Below are 17,550 nucleotides of genomic sequence, written 5' to 3'. Positions count from 1 at the left end.
TCATGCGTGCGCGAACGGTCCGGGAGAGTGATCCTGAACACTGCACGGATGGCCGGAAGGCACAGGCTCTACGCTCATGCTTGCGGCCTAAACAGCCGCGTGGCAGCACCCCGCCACCCTCCCCCACTACCAAAAGTGTGGGGGGACCCCCAGGGGCTACGCCCCACTCGCCGCTACTTACACAGGAGTCACCACAGTGACCGACGTAACCGGCGCGCCTGCTGATGTCCTGCAGACCCTGTTCCACTCGGACCAGGGCGGCCATGAGCAGGTCGTGCTCTGCCAGGACCGCGCCAGCGGCCTCAAGGCCGTGATCGCCATCCACTCCACCGCCCTGGGCCCGGCCCTCGGCGGCACGCGCTTCTACCCGTACGCCACCGAGGCCGAGGCCGTCGCCGACGCCCTCAACCTCGCGCGCGGGATGTCGTACAAGAACGCCATGGCCGGACTCGACCACGGCGGCGGGAAGGCCGTGATCATCGGCGACCCCGAGCGCGACAAGACCGAGGAACTGCTGCTCGCCTACGGGCGCATGGTCGCCTCGCTCGGCGGGCGCTACGTCACCGCGTGCGATGTCGGCACGTACGTGGCGGACATGGACGTCGTGGCCCGCGAGTGCCGCTGGACCACCGGCCGTTCCCCCGAGAACGGCGGGGCCGGCGACTCCTCCGTCCTCACCGCGTTCGGCGTCTACCAGGGCATGCGTGCCTCCGCCCAGCACCTGTGGGGCGACCCCTCGCTGCGCGGCCGCAAGGTCGGCGTCGCGGGCGTCGGCAAGGTCGGCCACCACCTGGTCCGCCACCTGCGCGACGAGGGTGCCGAGGTCGTCGTCACGGACGTGCGTGCGGACGCGGTCGCGCGGATCCTCGGGCAGCACCCCGAGGGCGTGTCGGCGGTCGCCGACACCGACGCCCTGATCCGGGTGGAGGGACTCGACATCTACGCCCCCTGCGCCCTCGGCGGCGCCCTGAACGACGACACCGTGCAGGTGCTCACCGCCCAGGTGGTCTGCGGCGCCGCCAACAACCAGCTCGCCCACCCGGGAGTGGAGAAGGACCTCGCCGACCGCGGGATCCTCTACGCGCCGGACTACGTGGTGAACGCCGGCGGGGTCATCCAGGTGGCCGACGAGCTGCACGGGTTCGACTTCGACCGGTGCAAGGCGAAGGCGGCGAAGATCTTCGACACCACGCTGGCCATATTCGCACGTGCGAAGGAAGACGGGATTCCGCCGGCCGCCGCGGCGGACCGGATCGCCGAGCAGCGCATGGCCGACGCCCGCGCGGCACGCTGACACGGGTGCGATCGGACTCCGATCGGGTGTCCGATCGCACGCATGCGCGGTACCCGTCGGCGGGAACTTAGAGAGAACTCTCACTTCCACCGGCGGGTCGTACCCCGATAAGTGGTTAAAATCGCCACTGACCAGCGAGGACAGGGCACCTCGAGGGTCCTGTGCACACGCGCGTACTGCGGGCGACGTACCGTATGGGCGCGGGCTCAGGTACCGTGGAAGCCCTACGGACCGGCCTCTCTGCGGAGGGTCCGTTCCGGATCATGAACGCGTGTCAGACTCTGGGGCCATCGAGCCCCGTCACCGAGGGGGTCGAGCCATGGGGCGCGGCCGGGCCAAGGCCAAGCAGACGAAGGTCGCCCGCCAGCTGAAGTACAACAGCGGTGGGACAGACCTTTCGCGTCTGGCCAATGAACTGGGCGCATCGACTTCGAGCCAGCCGCCGAACGGCGAGCCGTTCGAGGACGATGAGGATGACGAGGACGATCTTTACTCTCGGTACGCCGACCTCTATGAGGACGACGACGAGAGCGAGGAAGACGGTCCCTCTTCTTCACAACACCGTCGCGGCGCTTGACCTTGCATTGAGCACTCACCCGGTCGGTGGCACTGCCACCGACCGGGTTCTGTGCTGCCCGCAGGTTCAGGCAGCGTAGTCTCCGACCATCTCGGCACCGGTCGCCTTGTCGCCCCGGTCCGTGATCGCTCCGGCCACCCAGGCGTCGACGCCGCGGTCGGCCAGGGTCGCAAGGGCCACGTCCGTGGACTCCTCCGGCACGATCGCCATCATGCCGACGCCCATGTTCAGGGTCTTCTCCAGCTCCAGGCGCTCCACGTCGCCGGTCCTGCCGACCAGGTCGAAGATCGCACCCGGGGTCCACGTCGAACGGTCGACGGTGGCGTGCAGCCCGTCCGGGATGACCCGGGCCAGGTTGGCCGCGAGTCCGCCTCCGGTGATGTGGCTGAAGGCGTGGACCTCGGTGGTGCGGGTCAGCGCCAGGCAGTCCAGGGAGTAGATCTTGGTGGGCTCCAGCAGCTCCTCGCCGAGGGTGCGGCCGAGTTCCGCGACCTCCGACTCCAGGGCCATGCCCGCGCGCTCCAGCAGCACGTGGCGGACCAGGGAGTACCCGTTCGAGTGAAGGCCGGAGGACGCCATGGCGATCACCGCGTCACCCGTACGGATACGATCCGCGCCCAGCAGCCGGTCGGCCTCCACCACGCCCGTACCGGCGCCGGCGACGTCGAAGTCGTCCTCGCCCAGCAGACCCGGGTGCTCGGCCGTCTCGCCGCCCACCAGGGCGCAGCCGGCCAGCACACAGCCCTCCGCGATGCCCTTGACGATCGCGGCGACCCGCTCGGGGTGGACCTTGCCGACGCAGATGTAGTCGGTCATGAACAGCGGCTCGGCACCGCACACCACGATGTCGTCCATGACCATGGCGACCAGGTCGTGGCCGATGGTGTCGTAGACGCCCATGCGCCGGGCGACGTCGACCTTCGTGCCGACGCCGTCCGTGGCGGAGGCGAGCAGGGGGCGCTCGTAGCGCTTGAGGGCGGAGGCGTCGAAGAGGCCGGCGAAGCCGCCGAGGCCGCCCAGGACCTCGGGCCGCCGGGTCTTCTTCACCCACTCCTTCATCAGCTCTACGGCGCGGTCGCCCGCCTCGATGTCGACTCCGGCAGCCGCGTAGGAAGCACCGGCAGGGGTGGTCTCAGACATTGCCTGGGATCTTTCGGGTTGGTTTCTACGGGGCTTACGGGCGACGGATCGCGTCGGCCGCGGCCGTGGCGGCCGGCCCTGCGGCCAGCTCGGTCTCCAGCAGCTGCTTGCCGAGCAGCTCGGGATCCGGCAGCTCCATCGGGTACTCGCCGTCGAAGCAGGCGCGGCACAGGTTCGGCTTGGCGATGGTGGTCGCGTCGATCATGCCGTCGATGGAGATGTACGCCAGGGAGTCGGCGCCGAGCGAGGTGCCGATCTCCTCGATGCTCATGCCGTTGGCGATCAGCTCGGCGCGGGTGGCGAAGTCGATACCGAAGAAGCAGGGCCACTTCACGGGCGGCGAGGAGATCCGGATGTGGACCTCGGCGGCCCCGGCCTCGCGCAGCATCCGCACGAGCGCCCGCTGGGTGTTGCCGCGCACGATCGAGTCGTCGACGACGACCAGGCGCTTGCCCTTGATGACTTCCTTCAGCGGGTTCAGCTTCAGGCGGATGCCCAGCTGCCGGATGGTCTGCGAGGGCTGGATGAACGTACGGCCGACGTACGCGTTCTTCACCAGGCCTGCGCCGAAGGGGATGCCGGACGCCTCCGCGTACCCGATCGCGGCCGGGGTGCCGGATTCCGGCGTCGCTATGACGAGATCCGCCTCGACGGGCGCTTCCTTCGCCAGGCGGCGGCCCATCTCCACCCGGGAGAGATACACGTTCCGGCCGGCGATGTCGGTGTCCGGGCGAGCCAGGTACACGTACTCGAAGACACAGCCCTTGGGCTTCGCTTCCGCGAATCGGGAGGTCCGCAGGCCGTTCTCGTCGATGGCGACGAACTCGCCCGGCTCGATCTCGCGGACGAAGCTGGCGCCGCAGATGTCCAGGGCGGCGCTCTCCGAGGCGACCACCCAGCCGCGCTCCAGGCGTCCGAGGACCAGCGGGCGGATGCCCTGAGGGTCACGGGCGGCGTAGAGGGTGTGCTCGTCCATGAAGACGAGCGAGAAGGCACCCCGCACCTTCGGGAGCACCGCGTGTGCGGCCTCCTCGATGGTCAGCGGCTTGCCGTCCTCGTCGACCTGGGCGGCCAGCAGGGCCGTCAGCAGATCGGTGTCGTTGGTGGCCGCGACCCGGGTCGAGCGGCCGTTGGTGTCCTTCGGCAGGGCGGCGACCATCTCGGCGAGCTGCGCCGTGTTGACCAGGTTGCCGTTGTGGCCGAGCGCGATCGAACCGTGCGCGGTGGCGCGGAACGTCGGCTGGGCGTTCTCCCACACGGAGGCGCCGGTGGTCGAGTAGCGGGCGTGTCCGACCGCGATGTGACCCTGGAGCGAACCTAGAGAGGTCTCGTCGAAGACCTGGGAGACCAGGCCCATGTCCTTGAAGACGAGGATCTGGGAGCCGTTGCTGACCGCGATTCCCGCGGATTCCTGACCCCGGTGCTGGAGGGCGTAGAGCCCGAAGTACGTGAGCTTTGCGACCTCTTCACCCGGAGCCCAGACACCGAAGACGCCACACGCGTCCTGGGGGCCTTTCTCGCCGGGGAGCAGATCGTGATTGAGTCGACCGTCACCACGTGGCACGCCACCGAGTGTAGGCGAGGTCGACCACTGGTCCGAATTGGGGATGCGCGACCTTAACGCGACGGCGCTAGTCGATCACCTTGGTGGATTCTTCGTTTTCACTGGTCAGAACGGTATGGGGAGTCATGGCGGGCCGACGGCGAGCCGGTGGGCCCCGGCCCGCTCGCCGTATGCATGAGTGAGGTGTCGCACATCATTCGGGGGCGCGGCGACTGAGGTGGATGCGGTCGCCGTCGCCGTCGGTGAGCGTCAGTTTCCCGTCATCGGCCCTGGCCGTGAGCGTGCCGGTGGTGAGGGTGCGGGCCAGGGCCCGCTCGAAGTCCATCCGGTCCGGGGCGCAGGCCATCCTCGTCGTCCGCAGGTCACCGAGGGTGATCCGGTCGCCGTGCACGGTGGCCCGGGAGCTGAACGAGTTGCAGCCGAGGTTGCCGGCCGCCTTTCCGTCCGTGTCGATGCGCAGGTGTGCGGTGGCGGGCGCGTGCCGGGTGGTGCCGTCGGCGGTGAGGCTGTCGATGCGCCAGTCGACGCCGGTCACGGGCTGCCCGGAGCCTGGCGGACCGCTGTCCGGGCGTGCGCTGCCACAGGCCAGCGTGAGCGGGACGAGCAGGGCGACCGCTGTCAGGATCATGTGCTGCTTGTGCCGGTTCATACGGATTCGACGGCCTGCCCCGGTCACCGGTTCCGTCAGGACATGAGCGGCAGCAGGTTCCCGATGTCCGCGCGCTCCCCGCTCGCGCTGACCCTGGCCTCCTCCACGGCGACCGTCCAGGACACCCGGCCGGTGGCGAGCCGGAGCCACGTCAGCGGATCGGTCTCCACCACGTTGGGCGGGGTGCCGCGGGTGTGCCGGGGCCCCTCGACGCACTGCACGACGGCGTACGGCGGCACGCGCACCTCGGTGGAGGCACCGGGCGCCTTCACGGCGAGCGCGTCGGCGAGCAGCCGGGTGGCGGCGGCGAGCGCCTGGCGGTCGTGGGGCACGTCCAGGCCGGGGACGGCGGCGTTGAGGTCGTCGGTGTGGACGGCGAGTTCCACGGCGCGGGTGACGAGGTAGTCGTCCAGGGGCAGCGCGCCCGCGTTGGTCGCCAGGAGCCGGCTGCCGGGATGGGCGTCGAGGAGGGCGCGCAGACTCTGCCCGACGTCGGCGAGGTAGCCGTCGAGATCGGGGTGCCGGGCGGCCAGGCCCCGGCTGAAGTCGGCGATCGCCGCGGAGTGGGCGGCGGTGGCGAAGGGCCACTCGACCAGTTGCACGTCCTGCTTCGGCGGGGCCGGCAGGTCCAGGGCACGGTGGACGGCCGTGACGGCCATGCCGATGTGCGCGACCAGGTGGCGCACGGTCCAGTCGCCGAGCCGGGTGGGCAGCGCGAGGTGATCCGGGGTCAGGCCGCGGACGCCCTCCCGCACGTTGGCGAGCTGGGCGAGGACCGCGGCGCGGGTCCTTGCGGGGTCATAGCTGCGGGCGCGCTTCTTGGCCGGGGGCATGGCAGCGACCCTATGCCTTCAGCGCGTAGCCCCTCAGGCCGTTCTCCACCAGGTCGAAGGCCCGGTGCGCCCGCTCGACGGCGCCGGCCGCGACGGCGTCCGGGCTCTCGCCGGCGGCGAGAGCGCGGTGATGCTCCTGGAAGAACGGATCGCGGTGGGCATCGTGACCGGCCGGCTGGGCGACCGCGGCTGGCCCGAACGGACCTTCGTGATCAGCGGGTCCGCCATCAGCGCCGCCGCCTTCCTCCTGCTGGCCACCACCGGCACCCGCACCGCCCTGTGGCAGCTGTGCGTGGCCCTGCTGCTCATCGGGCTGGGCTTCGGCCAGTTCCCCGGCCAGCTGATCCTGCTGGTGCAGCAGAAGGCACCGAGCCACCAGCTCGGCGTCGCCACCACCGCGATCCGCTTCTTCCAGACACTCGGCTCGGCCCTCGGCGCCACCGGCTTCGGCACCCTCCTCAGCCGCCTCTACGACGGCCCCGGCGACGTCGGCTCCCTCGCCGCCCTGCACGGCCCGGCCCGCGCGCAGGGCATGACGGCGTACGTCTCCGCGCTGGACACGGTGTTCCTGTGCGGGGCGGGCGTCATGGCACTGTCCCTGCTGCTCGCCCTGCGCCTGCCGAAGACCCGGCCGGTACCCCGGGCGGAGACCGCACGGGAGGCGGTCGCGGCCTGAACGGGCGGTCCTCCCGGAGGACCGCCCGGGGCCGAGCCGCCGGCCCTCCCGAAGACGATCGCCGGCTGAGCGGCCGGCCCCGACACGGGTGAAGGCCCCGCCCGGAATCCCGGACGGGGCCTTCTGGGGGCCTGCGGCGGATTACGCCAGCAGCGCCTCGATCGTTCCTTCGTGCGCCTCGCGCAGCTCGTCGAGGGAGAGCGCGAACTCGCCCTGGATATCCACCGAGTCGCCGTCCACGACACCGATCCGCGTGACCGGCAGGCCGCGCGCACCGCACATGTCGTTGAAGCGGACCTCCTCCGAGCGCGGCACGGCGACGATCGCGCGGCCGGCCGACTCGGAGAAGAGGAAGGTGAAGGCGTCGAGCCCGTCCGGTACGACCAGACGCACTCCCTTGCCGCCGAGCAGCGCCGACTCCACGACCGCCTGGACCAGACCGCCGTCGGACAGGTCGTGCGCGGAGTCGATCATGCCGTCGCGGGAGGCCGAGATCAGGATCTCGCCCAGCAGCCGCTCGCGCTCCAGGTCGACCTTCGGGGGCAGACCACCGAGGTGGTCGTGGACCACCTGCGACCAGGCCGAGCCGCCGAACTCCTCGCGCGTGTCGCCGAGGAGGTAGAGCAGCTGGCCCTCCTCCTGGAAGGCGACCGGCGTGCGGCGGGCGACGTCGTCGATGACACCGAGGACCGCCACGACCGGGGTCGGGTGGATGGCGACCTCGCCCGTCTGGTTGTAGAGCGAGACGTTGCCGCCGGTCACCGGGGTGCCGAGCTGCTGGCAGGCGTCGGCCAGACCGCGGATGGCCTCCGCGAACTGCCACATCACCGCCGGGTCCTCGGGCGAGCCGAAGTTCAGGCAGTCGGAGACGGCGAGCGGCTTGGCGCCGGTCGTCGCCACGTTCCGGTAGGCCTCGGAGAGGGCCAGCTGCGCGCCCGCGTACGGGTCGAGCTTGGCGTACCGGCCGTTGCCGTCGGTGGCGATGGCCACGCCGAGGCCGGACTCCTCGTCGATGCGGATCATGCCGGAGTCCTCGGGCTGGGCGAGGACGGTGTTGCCCTGCACGAAGTGGTCGTACTGCGAGGTGATCCACTTCTTGGAGGCCTGGTTGGGGGATCCCACCAGCTTGAGGACCTGGTCCTTGAGCTCCTCGGCCGAAGCGGGCCGGGGCAGCTTGTTCGCGTCGTCGGCCTGCAGAGCGTCCTGCCAGGACGGGCGGGCGTAGGGGCGCTCGTAGACCGGGCCCTCGTGGGCCACGGTCCGCGGGTCCACGTCGACGATCTTGCCGCCGTGCCAGTAGATCTCCAGGCGGTCGCCGTCGGTGACCTCGCCGATCACCGTGGCGATGACGTCCCACTTGGCGCAGATCTCCAGGAAGCGGTCGACCTTCGCCGGCTCGACCACCGCGCACATGCGCTCCTGCGACTCGCTCATGAGGATCTCCTCGGGCGAGAGCGTCGAGTCGCGCAGCGGTACGTCGTCCAGGGTGACGCGCATGCCGCCGGAGCCGTTGGAGGCCAGCTCGGAGGTGGCACAGGACAGGCCTGCCGCGCCGAGGTCCTGGATGCCGACGACCAGCTTCTCCCTGAAGGCCTCCAGGGTGCACTCGATGAGGAGCTTCTCCTGGAAGGGGTCGCCGACCTGGACGGCGGGACGCTTGGAGGGCTTGGCGTCGTCGAAGGTCTCGGACGCGAGGATCGAGGCGCCGCCGATGCCGTCGCCGCCGGTCCGGGCGCCGTACAGCACGACCTTGTTGCCCGCGCCGGACGCCTTGGCGAGGTGGATGTCCTCGTGCCGCATCACGCCGATGGCCCCGGCGTTGACCAGCGGGTTGCCCTGGTAGCAGGCGTCGAAGACGACCTCGCCGCCGATGTTGGGCAGACCCAGGCAGTTGCCGTAGCCGCCGATGCCGGCGACGACGCCCGGCAGGACGCGCTTGGTGTCGGGGTGGTCGGCCGCGCCGAAGCGCAGCGGGTCCACGACCGCGACCGGGCGGGCGCCCATCGCGATGATGTCGCGGACGATGCCGCCGACGCCCGTGGCCGCGCCCTGATAGGGCTCGACGTAGGAGGGGTGGTTGTGCGACTCGACCTTGAAGGTGACCGCGTAGCCCTGGCCGACGTCGACCACGCCGGCGTTCTCGCCGATGCCGACGAGCAGCGCGTCGGACTGCGGAGCCTTCTCGCCGAACTGGCGCAGATGCACCTTCGACGACTTGTACGAGCAGTGCTCGGACCACATGACCGAGTACATGGCGAGTTCGGCGCCGGTGGGGCGGCGGCCGAGGATCTCGACGACTCGCTCGTACTCGTCCTTCTTCAGGCCGAGTTCGGCCCAGGGCAGCTCGACGTCGGGGGTCGCGGCCGCGTGCTCGACCGTGTCCAGAGGCGTCCGGCTCATGCGCCCACCAGCTTCTTGAGGATCGAGGTGAAGAACGGGAGGCCGTCGGTGCGGCCGGTGCCGATCAGCGGCTCAACGGCGTGCTCGGGGTGCGGCATGAGGCCGACGACGTTCCCGGCCTCGTTGGTGATGCCGGCGATGTCCCGCAGCGAGCCGTTGGGATTGAAGTCGACGTAACGGAAGACCACCCGGCCCTCCGCCTCCAGCTTGTCGAGCGTGTACTCGTCGGCGACGTACCGGCCGTCCATGTTCTTCAGCGGGATGTGGATCTCCTGGCCCTGGCGGTAGTCGCCGGTCCAGGCCGTCTCCGCGTTCTCCACCCGCAGCTTCTGGTCGCGGCAGATGAAGTGGAGGTGGTCGTTGCCGAGCATCGCGCCGGGGAGGAGGTGCGCCTCGGTGAGGACCTGGAAGCCGTTGCAGATACCGAGGACCGGAAGTCCGGCCTTCGCCTGCTCGATGACGGACTCCATCACCGGCGAGAAGCGGGAGATCGCCCCGGCGCGCAGATAGTCGCCGTAGGAGAAACCACCGGGCAGCACCACGGCGTCGACCTGATGCAGGTCCTTGTCCTTGTGCCACAGGGCGACCGGTTCGGCGCCCGCGAGGCGGATCGCGCGCTGGGTGTCCCTGTCATCGAGACTCCCCGGGAAAGTGACGACGCCAATACGAGCGGTCACTTCGCGGCCTCCGCGACTTCCTCCACCTTGACGGTGAAGTCCTCGATCACGGTGTTCGCGAGGAAGGATTCCGCAAGATCGTGGATGCGGGCGAGTGCGGCCTCGTCGACCGGCCCGTCAACTTCCAGTTCGAATCGCTTTCCCTGACGTACGTCCGAGATCCCGTCGAAACCCAGGCGCGGCAGCGCACGCTGGACCGCCTGGCCCTGGGGGTCGAGGATCTCCGGCTTGAGCATGACGTCGACTACGACGCGTGCCACTGGCACTCCCGGTGTGTGGTGCTGAGCAGGTTCCTTCAGACTACCCGCACAAAATTTCTACGCGAGTAGAGTTGTAGGAAACTACGTGAGGCGCATCACGATCGGGTGTCGAAGCCGGGCGCTAGTGAAAACTTCTGGGAAAGTTCGGGAGTCCGACGCCGACATCTATTGCACTGGGACACGCGGACGGTTTTAGTCGGGCTTCACTTTGCATTGCCGGGCACTGTACAAATGAATTGGCAATAGCCGATACTCGGCACGTCATCGCCGATGAGCTGTATCGACGTGCCGCACGAAGGGACCGATATTCGTGGCGCAAAAGGTCGTGGTCACTCTCTTTGACGACATCGACGGCTCGGAAGCGGCGGAAACGATCGCCTTCGGACTCGACGGCAAGTCGTACGAGATCGACCTGAACGAAACCAACGCCAAGAAACTGCGCAAGGCGCTCGCGCCCTACGTGGAGGCCGGCCGCAAGCGGTCGCGGTCCGGCAAGGCGTACAAGCAGACGGAGGTCGCTCCCGACCCGGCGGCCGTGCGCGCCTGGGCCCAGGCGAACAAGATGGACGTGCCCGCGCGCGGACGCATCCCGAAGAAGGTCTACGAGGCGTTCAGCGCCGCCCAGTGAAGCCCGCGAAGGGGCAGCTCCCAGGGTCCGTCAGCGGACCCTGGGAGCCGTTCACTTGGCCGGGGAGGGAACCGACTTGCGCAACCCCCCTGCTGATCAGCTAATGTCTGGGACACGCCGAGGGGCGAGGCCGAAAGGCCGGATCCCACGGACCGTGCGGGTGTAGTTCAGTAGCAGAACATCCCCCTTCCAGGGGGAAGGCGCAGTGTGCAATTCCTGTCACCCGCTCTGGCACCGGTCACGACCACTCTTGTGGATCGGGTAGGCTGGTGCTCGCACCGATCGGTGGGAGCCGATCGGGAGCAGTGCGGACGTAGCTCAGTTGGTAGAGCGCAACCTTGCCAAGGTTGAGGTCGCGAGTTCGAGCCTCGTCGTCCGCTCGGGAATGAGACCCCGGTCCTCTGGACCGGGGTCTTTTCGTTTGCCCCGACCAGCTGACATTTGTCATGCCGAGTGATGACACCGCGCACTGCTGATCCGCCCGGCCCGCCGGGACGCTGGAACCATGAACACCAACGGACACGAGCACGTGATCGAGGTCACCGACCTCAGGCGTGTCTACGGGGGCGGGTTCGAGGCCGTACGCGGAATCACCTTCTCCGTGGCACGCGGGGAGATCTTCGCGCTGCTGGGCACCAACGGCGCGGGCAAGACATCGACGGTCGAGCTGCTGGAAGGACTCGCGGCACCGGCCGGGGGCCGGGTCCGCGTCCTGGGCCACGACCCCTTCCGGGAACGGGCCGCCGTACGCCCCCGTACCGGAGTCATGCTCCAGGAGGGCGGCTTCCCGTCCGACCTGACCGTCGCCGAGACCGCCCGGCTGTGGGCGGCCTGCACCAGCGGGGGGCGGCCAGAGGCGGAGGTGCTCGGGCTGGTCGGGCTGGCCGGGAGGACCGGCGTACGGGTCAAGCAGCTCTCCGGCGGCGAACGGCGGCGCCTGGACCTGGCGCTCGCCCTGCTCGGCGATCCCGAGGTGCTCTTCCTCGACGAGCCGACGAGCGGGCTCGACGCCGAAGGCCGCCGGGACACCTGGGAGTTGGTGCGGGCCCTGCGCGACGCGGGCACGACCGTGCTCCTCACCACGCACTACCTGGAAGAGGCCGAAGACCTCGCCGACCGGCTCGCCATCCTCCACGAGGGCCGCATCGCCGTCTGCGGGACCCCGGCCGCGGTCACCGCCGGCCGGCCCTCGCGGATGTCCTTCGAACTGCCCGACGGCTACTTCCTCGGCGACCTGCCGCCGCTGGCCGGCCTTGGCGTCTGCGGCCACGAGAGCGACGGCAGGATCGTCCGGCTGCGCACCCGCGAGCTCCAGCGGACCGCCTCCGGGGTGCTGGCCTGGGCCGAGCGGACCGGGGTCGAGCTGCACCGCCTGGAGGTGCGCTCGGCCTCACTGGAAGAGGCATTCCTCGGGATCGCACGGGAACTGGAGGTCAGGGCATGAGCAGCATCACCCGGGCACCGGCGGGCCGCCGACTGCGGGCGCTGGCCCAGGCGGAACTGGCCCTCCTCGGCCGCAACCGCAGCGTCGTGTTCACCGCGCTCGCCATGCCGCTCGTCCTGCCGTTCAGCGTGCGGCCCGCCCTGGGCGGGATAGACCTGCACAAGCAGGGGCTGAGCATCGGCACGATGACGGCGACGGCCGCCATCGGGTTCACCTTCCTCTTCGCCGTCTACACCTCCCTGGTCAACGCCTACACCGCCCGCCGCGAGGAACTCGTCCTCAAGCGGATGCGCACCGGCGAGCTCTCCGACAGCGAGATCCTCATCGGCACGGCCCTGCCCCCGGTCGGTCTCGGCCTCGTCCAGGCCCTGCTGGTGTCCGCGGGCTGCATGGCGCTGCTGCACACCGGGGCGCCCAGGGCGCCGTACCTGACCCTGCTGGGGCTGGCGGCGGGGCTCGTCCTGAGCGCCGCGCTGGCCGCACTCACCGCGTCCTTCACCCGGACCACCGAGAGCGGACAGGTCACCGCGCTGCCGCTGGTGCTCGTCTCGATGATCGGCTCCGGGATCTCGATCCCCATCGAGATCCTGCCCGGCCGGCTCGCCTCCGTCTGCGCATTCCTCCCGCTGTCCCCGGCGATCCGGCTGGTCCGCGCGGGCTGGACCGACCGGCTGAGCGCCGCCCAGGCCCTCGGCACGACGGCGACCGCCCTGGCCTGGATCGTCGTGGCGGTGTTTGCTGTACAGCGGTGGTTCCGGTGGGAGCCGCGGCGCTGAGGAACGGGGGAGGCGCGGATGCCGGGACGGATCATGCGGTGGCAGCAGCGGCACTGGGAGGACCGGAGCAAGGCCGAGCGGGTCGAGCTGTTCAGCGTCCTCACCTGGTACTGCACGGTCTGGTTCATCATGGCCTGCTGGCTCCTGCTGCCCCTGGTCGGCACTCTCCCCCACCGGCCCGTGGCATACGCCCTCAGCGCCCTCCTCGCCCTCGTGGGGATCCTGCAGTGCGCCCTCTCGAACCGGCTCACCAGGACCGCACTCGACCACTACCTCGGGCGCGCCGAGCTGCCGGCCGGCGCACACCGCGCACCGGCCGTCCTGCTGGGGCTGGCACTGGGGCTGCTCGTGGCGATCGCAGGTCTGCATGCGTCCGCCCCGATGACGGTCCGGTTCGCGATCGGCGGTCTCCTGCTGCCGTTCGCGCTGCTGTACGGGCTCACGGTTCCGGTCCGGGTGTTCCTGCGCCGGACGGCCATCCTCACGGTCCTGCTCGCGGCCGGGATCTGGCTCGCCGATCGCGACGTCCCCGGCCTGGTGGCGACCTGCGCGATGACCGTCTCCCAGGCGGTCTTCGCGCTGCTCGCCGGCCGTTGCGGCGCCTGGACCCTCGCCGTGCTGTGGGAGGCGGAGCGGGGCCGTGAGGTGGAGGCCCGGCTGGCCGTCGCCGAGGAGAGGCTGCGGTTCGGCCGGGATCTGCACGACGTGGTGGGACGGAACCTGTCGGTGATCTCCCTGAAGAGCGAGCTGGCCGTGCAACTGGTCCGGCGCGGACGGCCGGAGGCCGTGGAGCAGATGATCGAGGTGCAGCGCATCGCCCAGGAGTCCCAGCGCGAGGTGCGGGACGTCGTACGCGGCTACCGCGAGGCCGACCTCGTGGTCGAACTCGCCGGTGCTCAGGGCGTGCTGACGGCCGCCGGCATCGACTGCGAGGTCCGCGCCGAGGCCGCGGAGCTGCCCGCCGAGGTGCAGTCGGCGCTCGGCTGGGTCGTGCGCGAGGCGGCCACCAACGTGCTGCGGCACGGGGACGCGGGGCGGTGCGCCGTGCGACTGCGGATACGGGAGGAACGCGTGGTGCTGACGGTGGAGAACGACGGAGTGGCCGCAGCCCCCGACGGGGGTGGGGGTTCCGGCCTCCCCGGGCTGCGCGAGCGCCTGTCCGCCGTGGACGGGACGCTGGAGGCGGGGCTCGTCGGCAAGGACCGGTTCCGGCTGGTGGCCGAGGTGCCCCTGAGGCAGGAAGTGAGGGAAGTCACCTCGTGAGCAGCCCGGTACGGCTGTTGCTCGCCGACGACGAGCATCTGATCCGGGGTGCGCTGGCCGCCCTGCTCTCCCTGGAGGACGACCTGCTGGTGGTCGCGGAGGCCGCGAGCGGGCCCGAGGCGCTGGCGATGGCCCGGGCGCACCGGCCCGATGTGGCGGTGCTCGATCTTCAGATGCCGGGCGCCGACGGTGTGAAGGTCGCCACATTCCTGCGCACCGAACTGCCCGGCTGCCAGGTGCTGATCGTCACCGGTCACGGGCGGCCCGGGCATCTGAAGCGGGCGCTCGCGGCCGGTGTGCGCGGGTTCGTCCCGAAGACGGTCAGCGCCCAGCGGCTCGCCGAGATCATCCGGACCGTGCACGCGGGAAACCGTTACGTCGACCCGGAGTTGGCCGCCGACGCGATCTCCGCCGGGGACTCCCCGCTGACCGCGCGGGAGGCCGAGGTGCTGGAGCTGGCCGCCGACGGGGCGCCGGTCGCGGAGATCGCCGAGCGGGCCGCGCTCTCGCCCGGGACCGTGCGGAACTACCTGTCGTCGGCCGTCACCAAGCTCGGTGCCGAGAACCGGCATGCGGCAGTGCGTCTCGCACGGGAGCGAGGTTGGGTATAGTTGCTCTCGCGCCACGGCGCAATGCGGACGTAGCTCAGTTGGTAGAGCGCAACCTTGCCAAGGTTGAGGTCGCGAGTTCGAGCCTCGTCGTCCGCTCCACACCGAAAGGCCCCCGGTTCTCCCGGGGGCCTTTCGCGTTCCTACGACCAGCTGGTGCCGGTCAGCCGCTCGTACGCCTCCACGTACTTCGCCCGGGTCGCCTCGACGACCTGCTGCGGCAGCGGCGGCGGGGGCTGCTCGCTCCTGCGGTCCCAGCCGGACTCGGCCGAGGTCAGCCAGTCGCGGACGAACTGCTTGTCGTACGACGGCTGCGCCCGGCCCGGCTGCCACAGGTCGGCCGGCCAGAAGCGGGAGGAGTCCGGGGTGAGGACCTCGTCGGCGAGGACGAGCGTGTCGCCGTCGAAGCCGAACTCGAACTTGGTGTCGGCCAGGATGATCCCGCGGTCGCGGGCGATGTCCCGGGCGCGGGAGTACACGGCGAGCGTGAGCTGGCGCAGCCGGGCCGCGGTCTCGGCGCCGACCTGGCGGGCGACCTCCTCGTAGGAGACGTTCTCGTCGTGCTCGCCGACCTCGGCCTTGGTGGCCGGGGTGAAGATCGGGCCGGGCAGTTCCGAGCCGTCGGTCAGGCCGTCGGGGAGGGCGAGGCCGCAGACGGTGCGGGACTCGTTGTACTCGGCGAGACCCGAGCCGGTGAGGTAGCCACGGGCCACGCACTCGACCGGGACCATCTTCAGGGACTTGCAGACCAGCGTGCGGCCCGCCCAGTCGGCGGGGGCACCCTCGGGAAGCTCGGTGCTGAGCACATGGTGGGGGGCCAGGTCGCGCAGTCGGTCGAACCACCACAGGGAGAGCTGCGTGAGCACACGGCCCTTGTCGGGGATCTCCGTGGGCAGCACCCAGTCGTAGGCGGACATGCGGTCGCTGGCGACCATCACGAGGTCGCCCGCCTCGTTCTGGTACAGCTCGCGCACCTTTCCGGTGTGCAGATGCACCAGGCCCGGAACCTGGATCGGCTCAGGCTTTTCTACGAATCCGGACACGGTTCCTCCCCGTGGTTCTGTCCAAGTGCCTCGATTCTCCCCCATCAGGGGGGTCGGTTCTGGCCAGGGGTGTCAGTCCCGTTTGCAGATGCGGTCCAGGAGATTGGCCGTGGCCCGCTGGATCCGGGGGTCCACATGACCGGGACGGTCCAGCGACGGGGACCAGGCGAACGTGCCCGCGGCGAACACCCAGGCGCCGGAGGGCGCGCGGTACAGGGACGTCTCCTGGTGGCGCTGGACACCGTCGTTGTCGGTGTAGGGGGAGTGCGCGAGCAGCATGCGCTCCTCGTGCTCGGGCAGCGGGGTGCGCGGGAAGTAGCGGTCGGCCTCCCCGGCGACCAGGCCGTCGATCGCGTCGCCCTCGTGCGCGCCGGTCGCCTCCCACAGCCAGTGGCCCGCGTTGCGGACGATCAGCGGATGCGGCTCGGGCACCCGGCCCGCGTACTGGATGCCGACCAGCTGCTGCTCGGGCCGGTCGATCTCGCGCCACAGCACCGGCTTTCCGGGGCCCTTGCGTTTGCGACAGGTCAGCAGCCGGTCGGGGACGCCGGACGGGGAGGGCCCCAACTCCACCTGCCAGTACATGGTGTTGGCGGAGAGGAAGACCAGCGAGGTGCCGTGGTCGCGGGCGTCCTCGACGGCGCGGCGCATCGGAGCGGACCAGTACTCGTCGTGGCCCGGGAAGACCAGGCCCCGGTAGCGGCTGGGGTCGATGCGGCCGGCGTGCAGATCACGGGCGTCGGCGTAGGCGAGGTCGTAGCCGTAGCGCTCGGCCCAGCGGATGAAGTCGTAGGCGTGGCCGACGTGCAGGGGCAGACCGGCGCCCGCGTACGGGCGGTCGAAGGAGACCGTGGTGGCCGCGTCGGCCTCGCCGAGCAGCCGGCCCTTCTCGTCCCAGGCGTGGTAGAGGCTGGCGCCGGTGTGGCCGTCCTCCGGGTAGAGGTTGTACGCCTGCCAGGTGATGTCGGGCAGCAGCAGGAGCAGATCGGCGGGATGGTCGTCGCGGACCGTGAACGGCACGTGGGAGCGGTAGCCGTCGGCGGTGGTGAGGACGGCCACGTAGGCGCCGATGCTCCAGTAGGAGGGCACCTGGAGGCGCCAGGAGAGCCACCAGTGGTGGCAGGAGACCGTGCGGTCGGCGGCCAGCGGCGGGGGCTGGACGATGCCGGACAGCCGCGGGCTCGTGGTGATCTTGGCGGCGCCGTCGCCGCCGTAGTGGCCGATCCGGTAGATGTCCACACTGAACTGCTGCGGCGGGTCGACCGTGACGTGGAAGTCGATCGCCTGCCCGGGCGTGACCGCTCCGGTGGAGGTGAAGCCCTTGATCTGACGGTGCACGTCGTCGGCCGAGCGGGGTCCGGAGGCGGACGCGCGCGGCGCGGGGACGCGCGGCAGCTCGCCCGCGGGCTGCCGCGGACTCGGGTCGACGTACCAGGGCACGACGTGCCCCGTGTCGTCGAAGTAGGTCTCACTGCCGCGAAGCCAGGGAACCGGGCCCTGGCCGAAGGGATCCGTGACGGCGTGCGCGAGTGCTCCGGACTCCCAGCGGCGGATGCGATCCGAGGCCATGGTCGCTCCCCTCCCTCAGCCCCCGTGCCCTGTGTCGGTGGTGCTCGGTCGCGCTGTCGTATGTCGCATGCCCTTGCCATGTGCGTGGTCGGTCCCAGCACATCACATAACGCACGGGCTCGGTCACTATTCGTTGCGAATTGACCTGA

The 17,550-nt window shown here is 70.5% G+C and carries 17 protein-coding genes and 3 tRNA genes; 11 read left to right on the top strand and 9 right to left on the bottom strand.

The genetic code is table 11. The features are described 5' to 3' along the window. Positions 1 to 196 precede the first annotated feature (196 nt). Positions 197 to 1,294, top strand: a complete 1,098-nt coding sequence (locus ACFZCP_RS24705) for a Glu/Leu/Phe/Val dehydrogenase dimerization domain-containing protein (protein WP_362694597.1) — start codon at positions 197 to 199, stop codon at positions 1,292 to 1,294. A gap of 319 nt (positions 1,295 to 1,613) precedes the next feature. Then, complete coding sequence (locus ACFZCP_RS24700; RefSeq protein WP_362694594.1) at positions 1,614 to 1,871, top strand: DUF3073 domain-containing protein; 258 nt, start codon at positions 1,614 to 1,616, stop codon at positions 1,869 to 1,871. Positions 1,872 to 1,937: 66 nt separating this feature from the next. Here the strand turns inward: ACFZCP_RS24700 and purM are convergent, their stop codons facing one another. The 4 genes from purM to ACFZCP_RS24680 all read right to left on the bottom strand — a co-directional run bounded on the left by purM (position 1,938) and on the right by ACFZCP_RS24680 (position 6,057). Then, positions 1,938 to 3,011, bottom strand: coding sequence for a phosphoribosylformylglycinamidine cyclo-ligase (purM, locus tag ACFZCP_RS24695; protein ID WP_362694591.1), 1,074 nt, complete (start codon positions 3,009 to 3,011; stop codon positions 1,938 to 1,940). Between the two features lie 34 nt (positions 3,012 to 3,045). Then, entirely contained in the window at positions 3,046 to 4,575 is a 1,530-nt protein-coding gene (purF, locus tag ACFZCP_RS24690) for an amidophosphoribosyltransferase (RefSeq protein ID WP_362694588.1), read from the bottom strand. Between the two features lie 193 nt (positions 4,576 to 4,768). Further along, a complete protein-coding gene (locus ACFZCP_RS24685) occupies positions 4,769 to 5,203 on the bottom strand; it encodes an META domain-containing protein (RefSeq protein WP_391429999.1) in 435 nt (144 codons plus the stop codon). A 56-nt stretch (positions 5,204 to 5,259) separates the two neighbouring features. Beyond that, positions 5,260 to 6,057 (bottom strand): sterol carrier family protein, encoded by a 798-nt coding sequence (locus tag ACFZCP_RS24680; protein WP_391429997.1) that lies wholly within the window; start codon positions 6,055 to 6,057, stop codon positions 5,260 to 5,262. Between the two features lie 64 nt (positions 6,058 to 6,121). Between ACFZCP_RS24680 and ACFZCP_RS24675 the strand changes: the two genes are divergently transcribed. Then, a complete protein-coding gene (locus ACFZCP_RS24675; RefSeq protein WP_391429995.1) occupies positions 6,122 to 6,733 on the top strand; it encodes an MFS transporter in 612 nt (203 codons plus the stop codon). A gap of 141 nt (positions 6,734 to 6,874) precedes the next feature. Here the strand turns inward: ACFZCP_RS24675 and purL are convergent, their stop codons facing one another. The 3 genes from purL to purS are packed head-to-tail and all read right to left on the bottom strand — an operon-like array spanning position 6,875 to position 10,070. Next, positions 6,875 to 9,133 (bottom strand): phosphoribosylformylglycinamidine synthase subunit PurL, encoded by a 2,259-nt coding sequence (purL, locus tag ACFZCP_RS24670; RefSeq protein ID WP_391429993.1) that lies wholly within the window; start codon positions 9,131 to 9,133, stop codon positions 6,875 to 6,877. Continuing rightward, entirely contained in the window at positions 9,130 to 9,810 is a 681-nt protein-coding gene (purQ, locus tag ACFZCP_RS24665; RefSeq protein WP_067316422.1) for a phosphoribosylformylglycinamidine synthase subunit PurQ, read from the bottom strand. Before purQ ends, purL begins: the two co-directional genes overlap by 4 nt. Next, positions 9,807 to 10,070, bottom strand: coding sequence for a phosphoribosylformylglycinamidine synthase subunit PurS (purS, locus tag ACFZCP_RS24660; protein ID WP_007383088.1), 264 nt, complete (start codon positions 10,068 to 10,070; stop codon positions 9,807 to 9,809). Before purS ends, purQ begins: the two co-directional genes overlap by 4 nt. Positions 10,071 to 10,380: 310 nt before the next feature. Between purS and ACFZCP_RS24655 the strand changes: the two genes are divergently transcribed. The 8 genes from ACFZCP_RS24655 to ACFZCP_RS24620 all read left to right on the top strand — a co-directional run bounded on the left by ACFZCP_RS24655 (position 10,381) and on the right by ACFZCP_RS24620 (position 14,891). Continuing rightward, complete coding sequence (locus tag ACFZCP_RS24655) at positions 10,381 to 10,698, top strand: Lsr2 family protein (protein ID WP_031164632.1); 318 nt, start codon at positions 10,381 to 10,383, stop codon at positions 10,696 to 10,698. A 156-nt stretch (positions 10,699 to 10,854) separates the two neighbouring features. Continuing rightward, positions 10,855 to 10,926 (top strand) — tRNA-Gly (locus ACFZCP_RS24650). 79 nt (positions 10,927 to 11,005) lie between these two features. After that, positions 11,006 to 11,078 (top strand) — tRNA-Gly (locus ACFZCP_RS24645). A gap of 125 nt (positions 11,079 to 11,203) precedes the next feature. After that, positions 11,204 to 12,142, top strand: coding sequence for an ATP-binding cassette domain-containing protein (locus ACFZCP_RS24640; protein WP_391429989.1), 939 nt, complete (start codon positions 11,204 to 11,206; stop codon positions 12,140 to 12,142). Next, the gene (locus ACFZCP_RS24635) at positions 12,139 to 12,918 is read left to right on the top strand and encodes an ABC transporter permease (protein ID WP_391429987.1); all 780 of its coding nucleotides are present in this window, start codon (positions 12,139 to 12,141) and stop codon (positions 12,916 to 12,918) included. The genes ACFZCP_RS24640 and ACFZCP_RS24635 overlap by 4 nt, the downstream gene beginning before the upstream one ends. Before the next feature lie 18 nt (positions 12,919 to 12,936). Further along, positions 12,937 to 14,181, top strand: coding sequence for a histidine kinase (locus tag ACFZCP_RS24630; protein ID WP_391429985.1), 1,245 nt, complete (start codon positions 12,937 to 12,939; stop codon positions 14,179 to 14,181). Next, complete coding sequence (locus ACFZCP_RS24625; protein WP_362694559.1) at positions 14,178 to 14,792, top strand: response regulator transcription factor; 615 nt, start codon at positions 14,178 to 14,180, stop codon at positions 14,790 to 14,792. The genes ACFZCP_RS24630 and ACFZCP_RS24625 overlap by 4 nt, the downstream gene beginning before the upstream one ends. Positions 14,793 to 14,815: 23 nt before the next feature. Beyond that, positions 14,816 to 14,891: transfer RNA gene (locus ACFZCP_RS24620), tRNA-Gly, on the top strand. A gap of 41 nt (positions 14,892 to 14,932) precedes the next feature. On the opposite strand, the gene ACFZCP_RS24615 is transcribed toward ACFZCP_RS24620, so the two are convergent. Both ACFZCP_RS24615 and ACFZCP_RS24610 read right to left on the bottom strand, forming a co-directional pair. After that, positions 14,933 to 15,832, bottom strand: a complete 900-nt coding sequence (locus tag ACFZCP_RS24615) for a phosphoribosylaminoimidazolesuccinocarboxamide synthase (RefSeq protein WP_362694556.1) — start codon at positions 15,830 to 15,832, stop codon at positions 14,933 to 14,935. A gap of 72 nt (positions 15,833 to 15,904) precedes the next feature. Beyond that, positions 15,905 to 17,401 (bottom strand): N,N-dimethylformamidase beta subunit family domain-containing protein, encoded by a 1,497-nt coding sequence (locus ACFZCP_RS24610; RefSeq protein WP_391429982.1) that lies wholly within the window; start codon positions 17,399 to 17,401, stop codon positions 15,905 to 15,907. Between the last annotated feature and the right edge of the window lie 149 nt (positions 17,402 to 17,550).

This window comes from Streptomyces sp. NPDC007971 (genome assembly GCF_042958635.1).
Classification (GTDB): domain Bacteria; phylum Actinomycetota; class Actinomycetes; order Streptomycetales; family Streptomycetaceae; genus Streptomyces.
The sequence above is the reverse complement of the archived record's forward strand: the minus strand, read 5'-3'. Positions and strand labels throughout refer to the sequence as shown.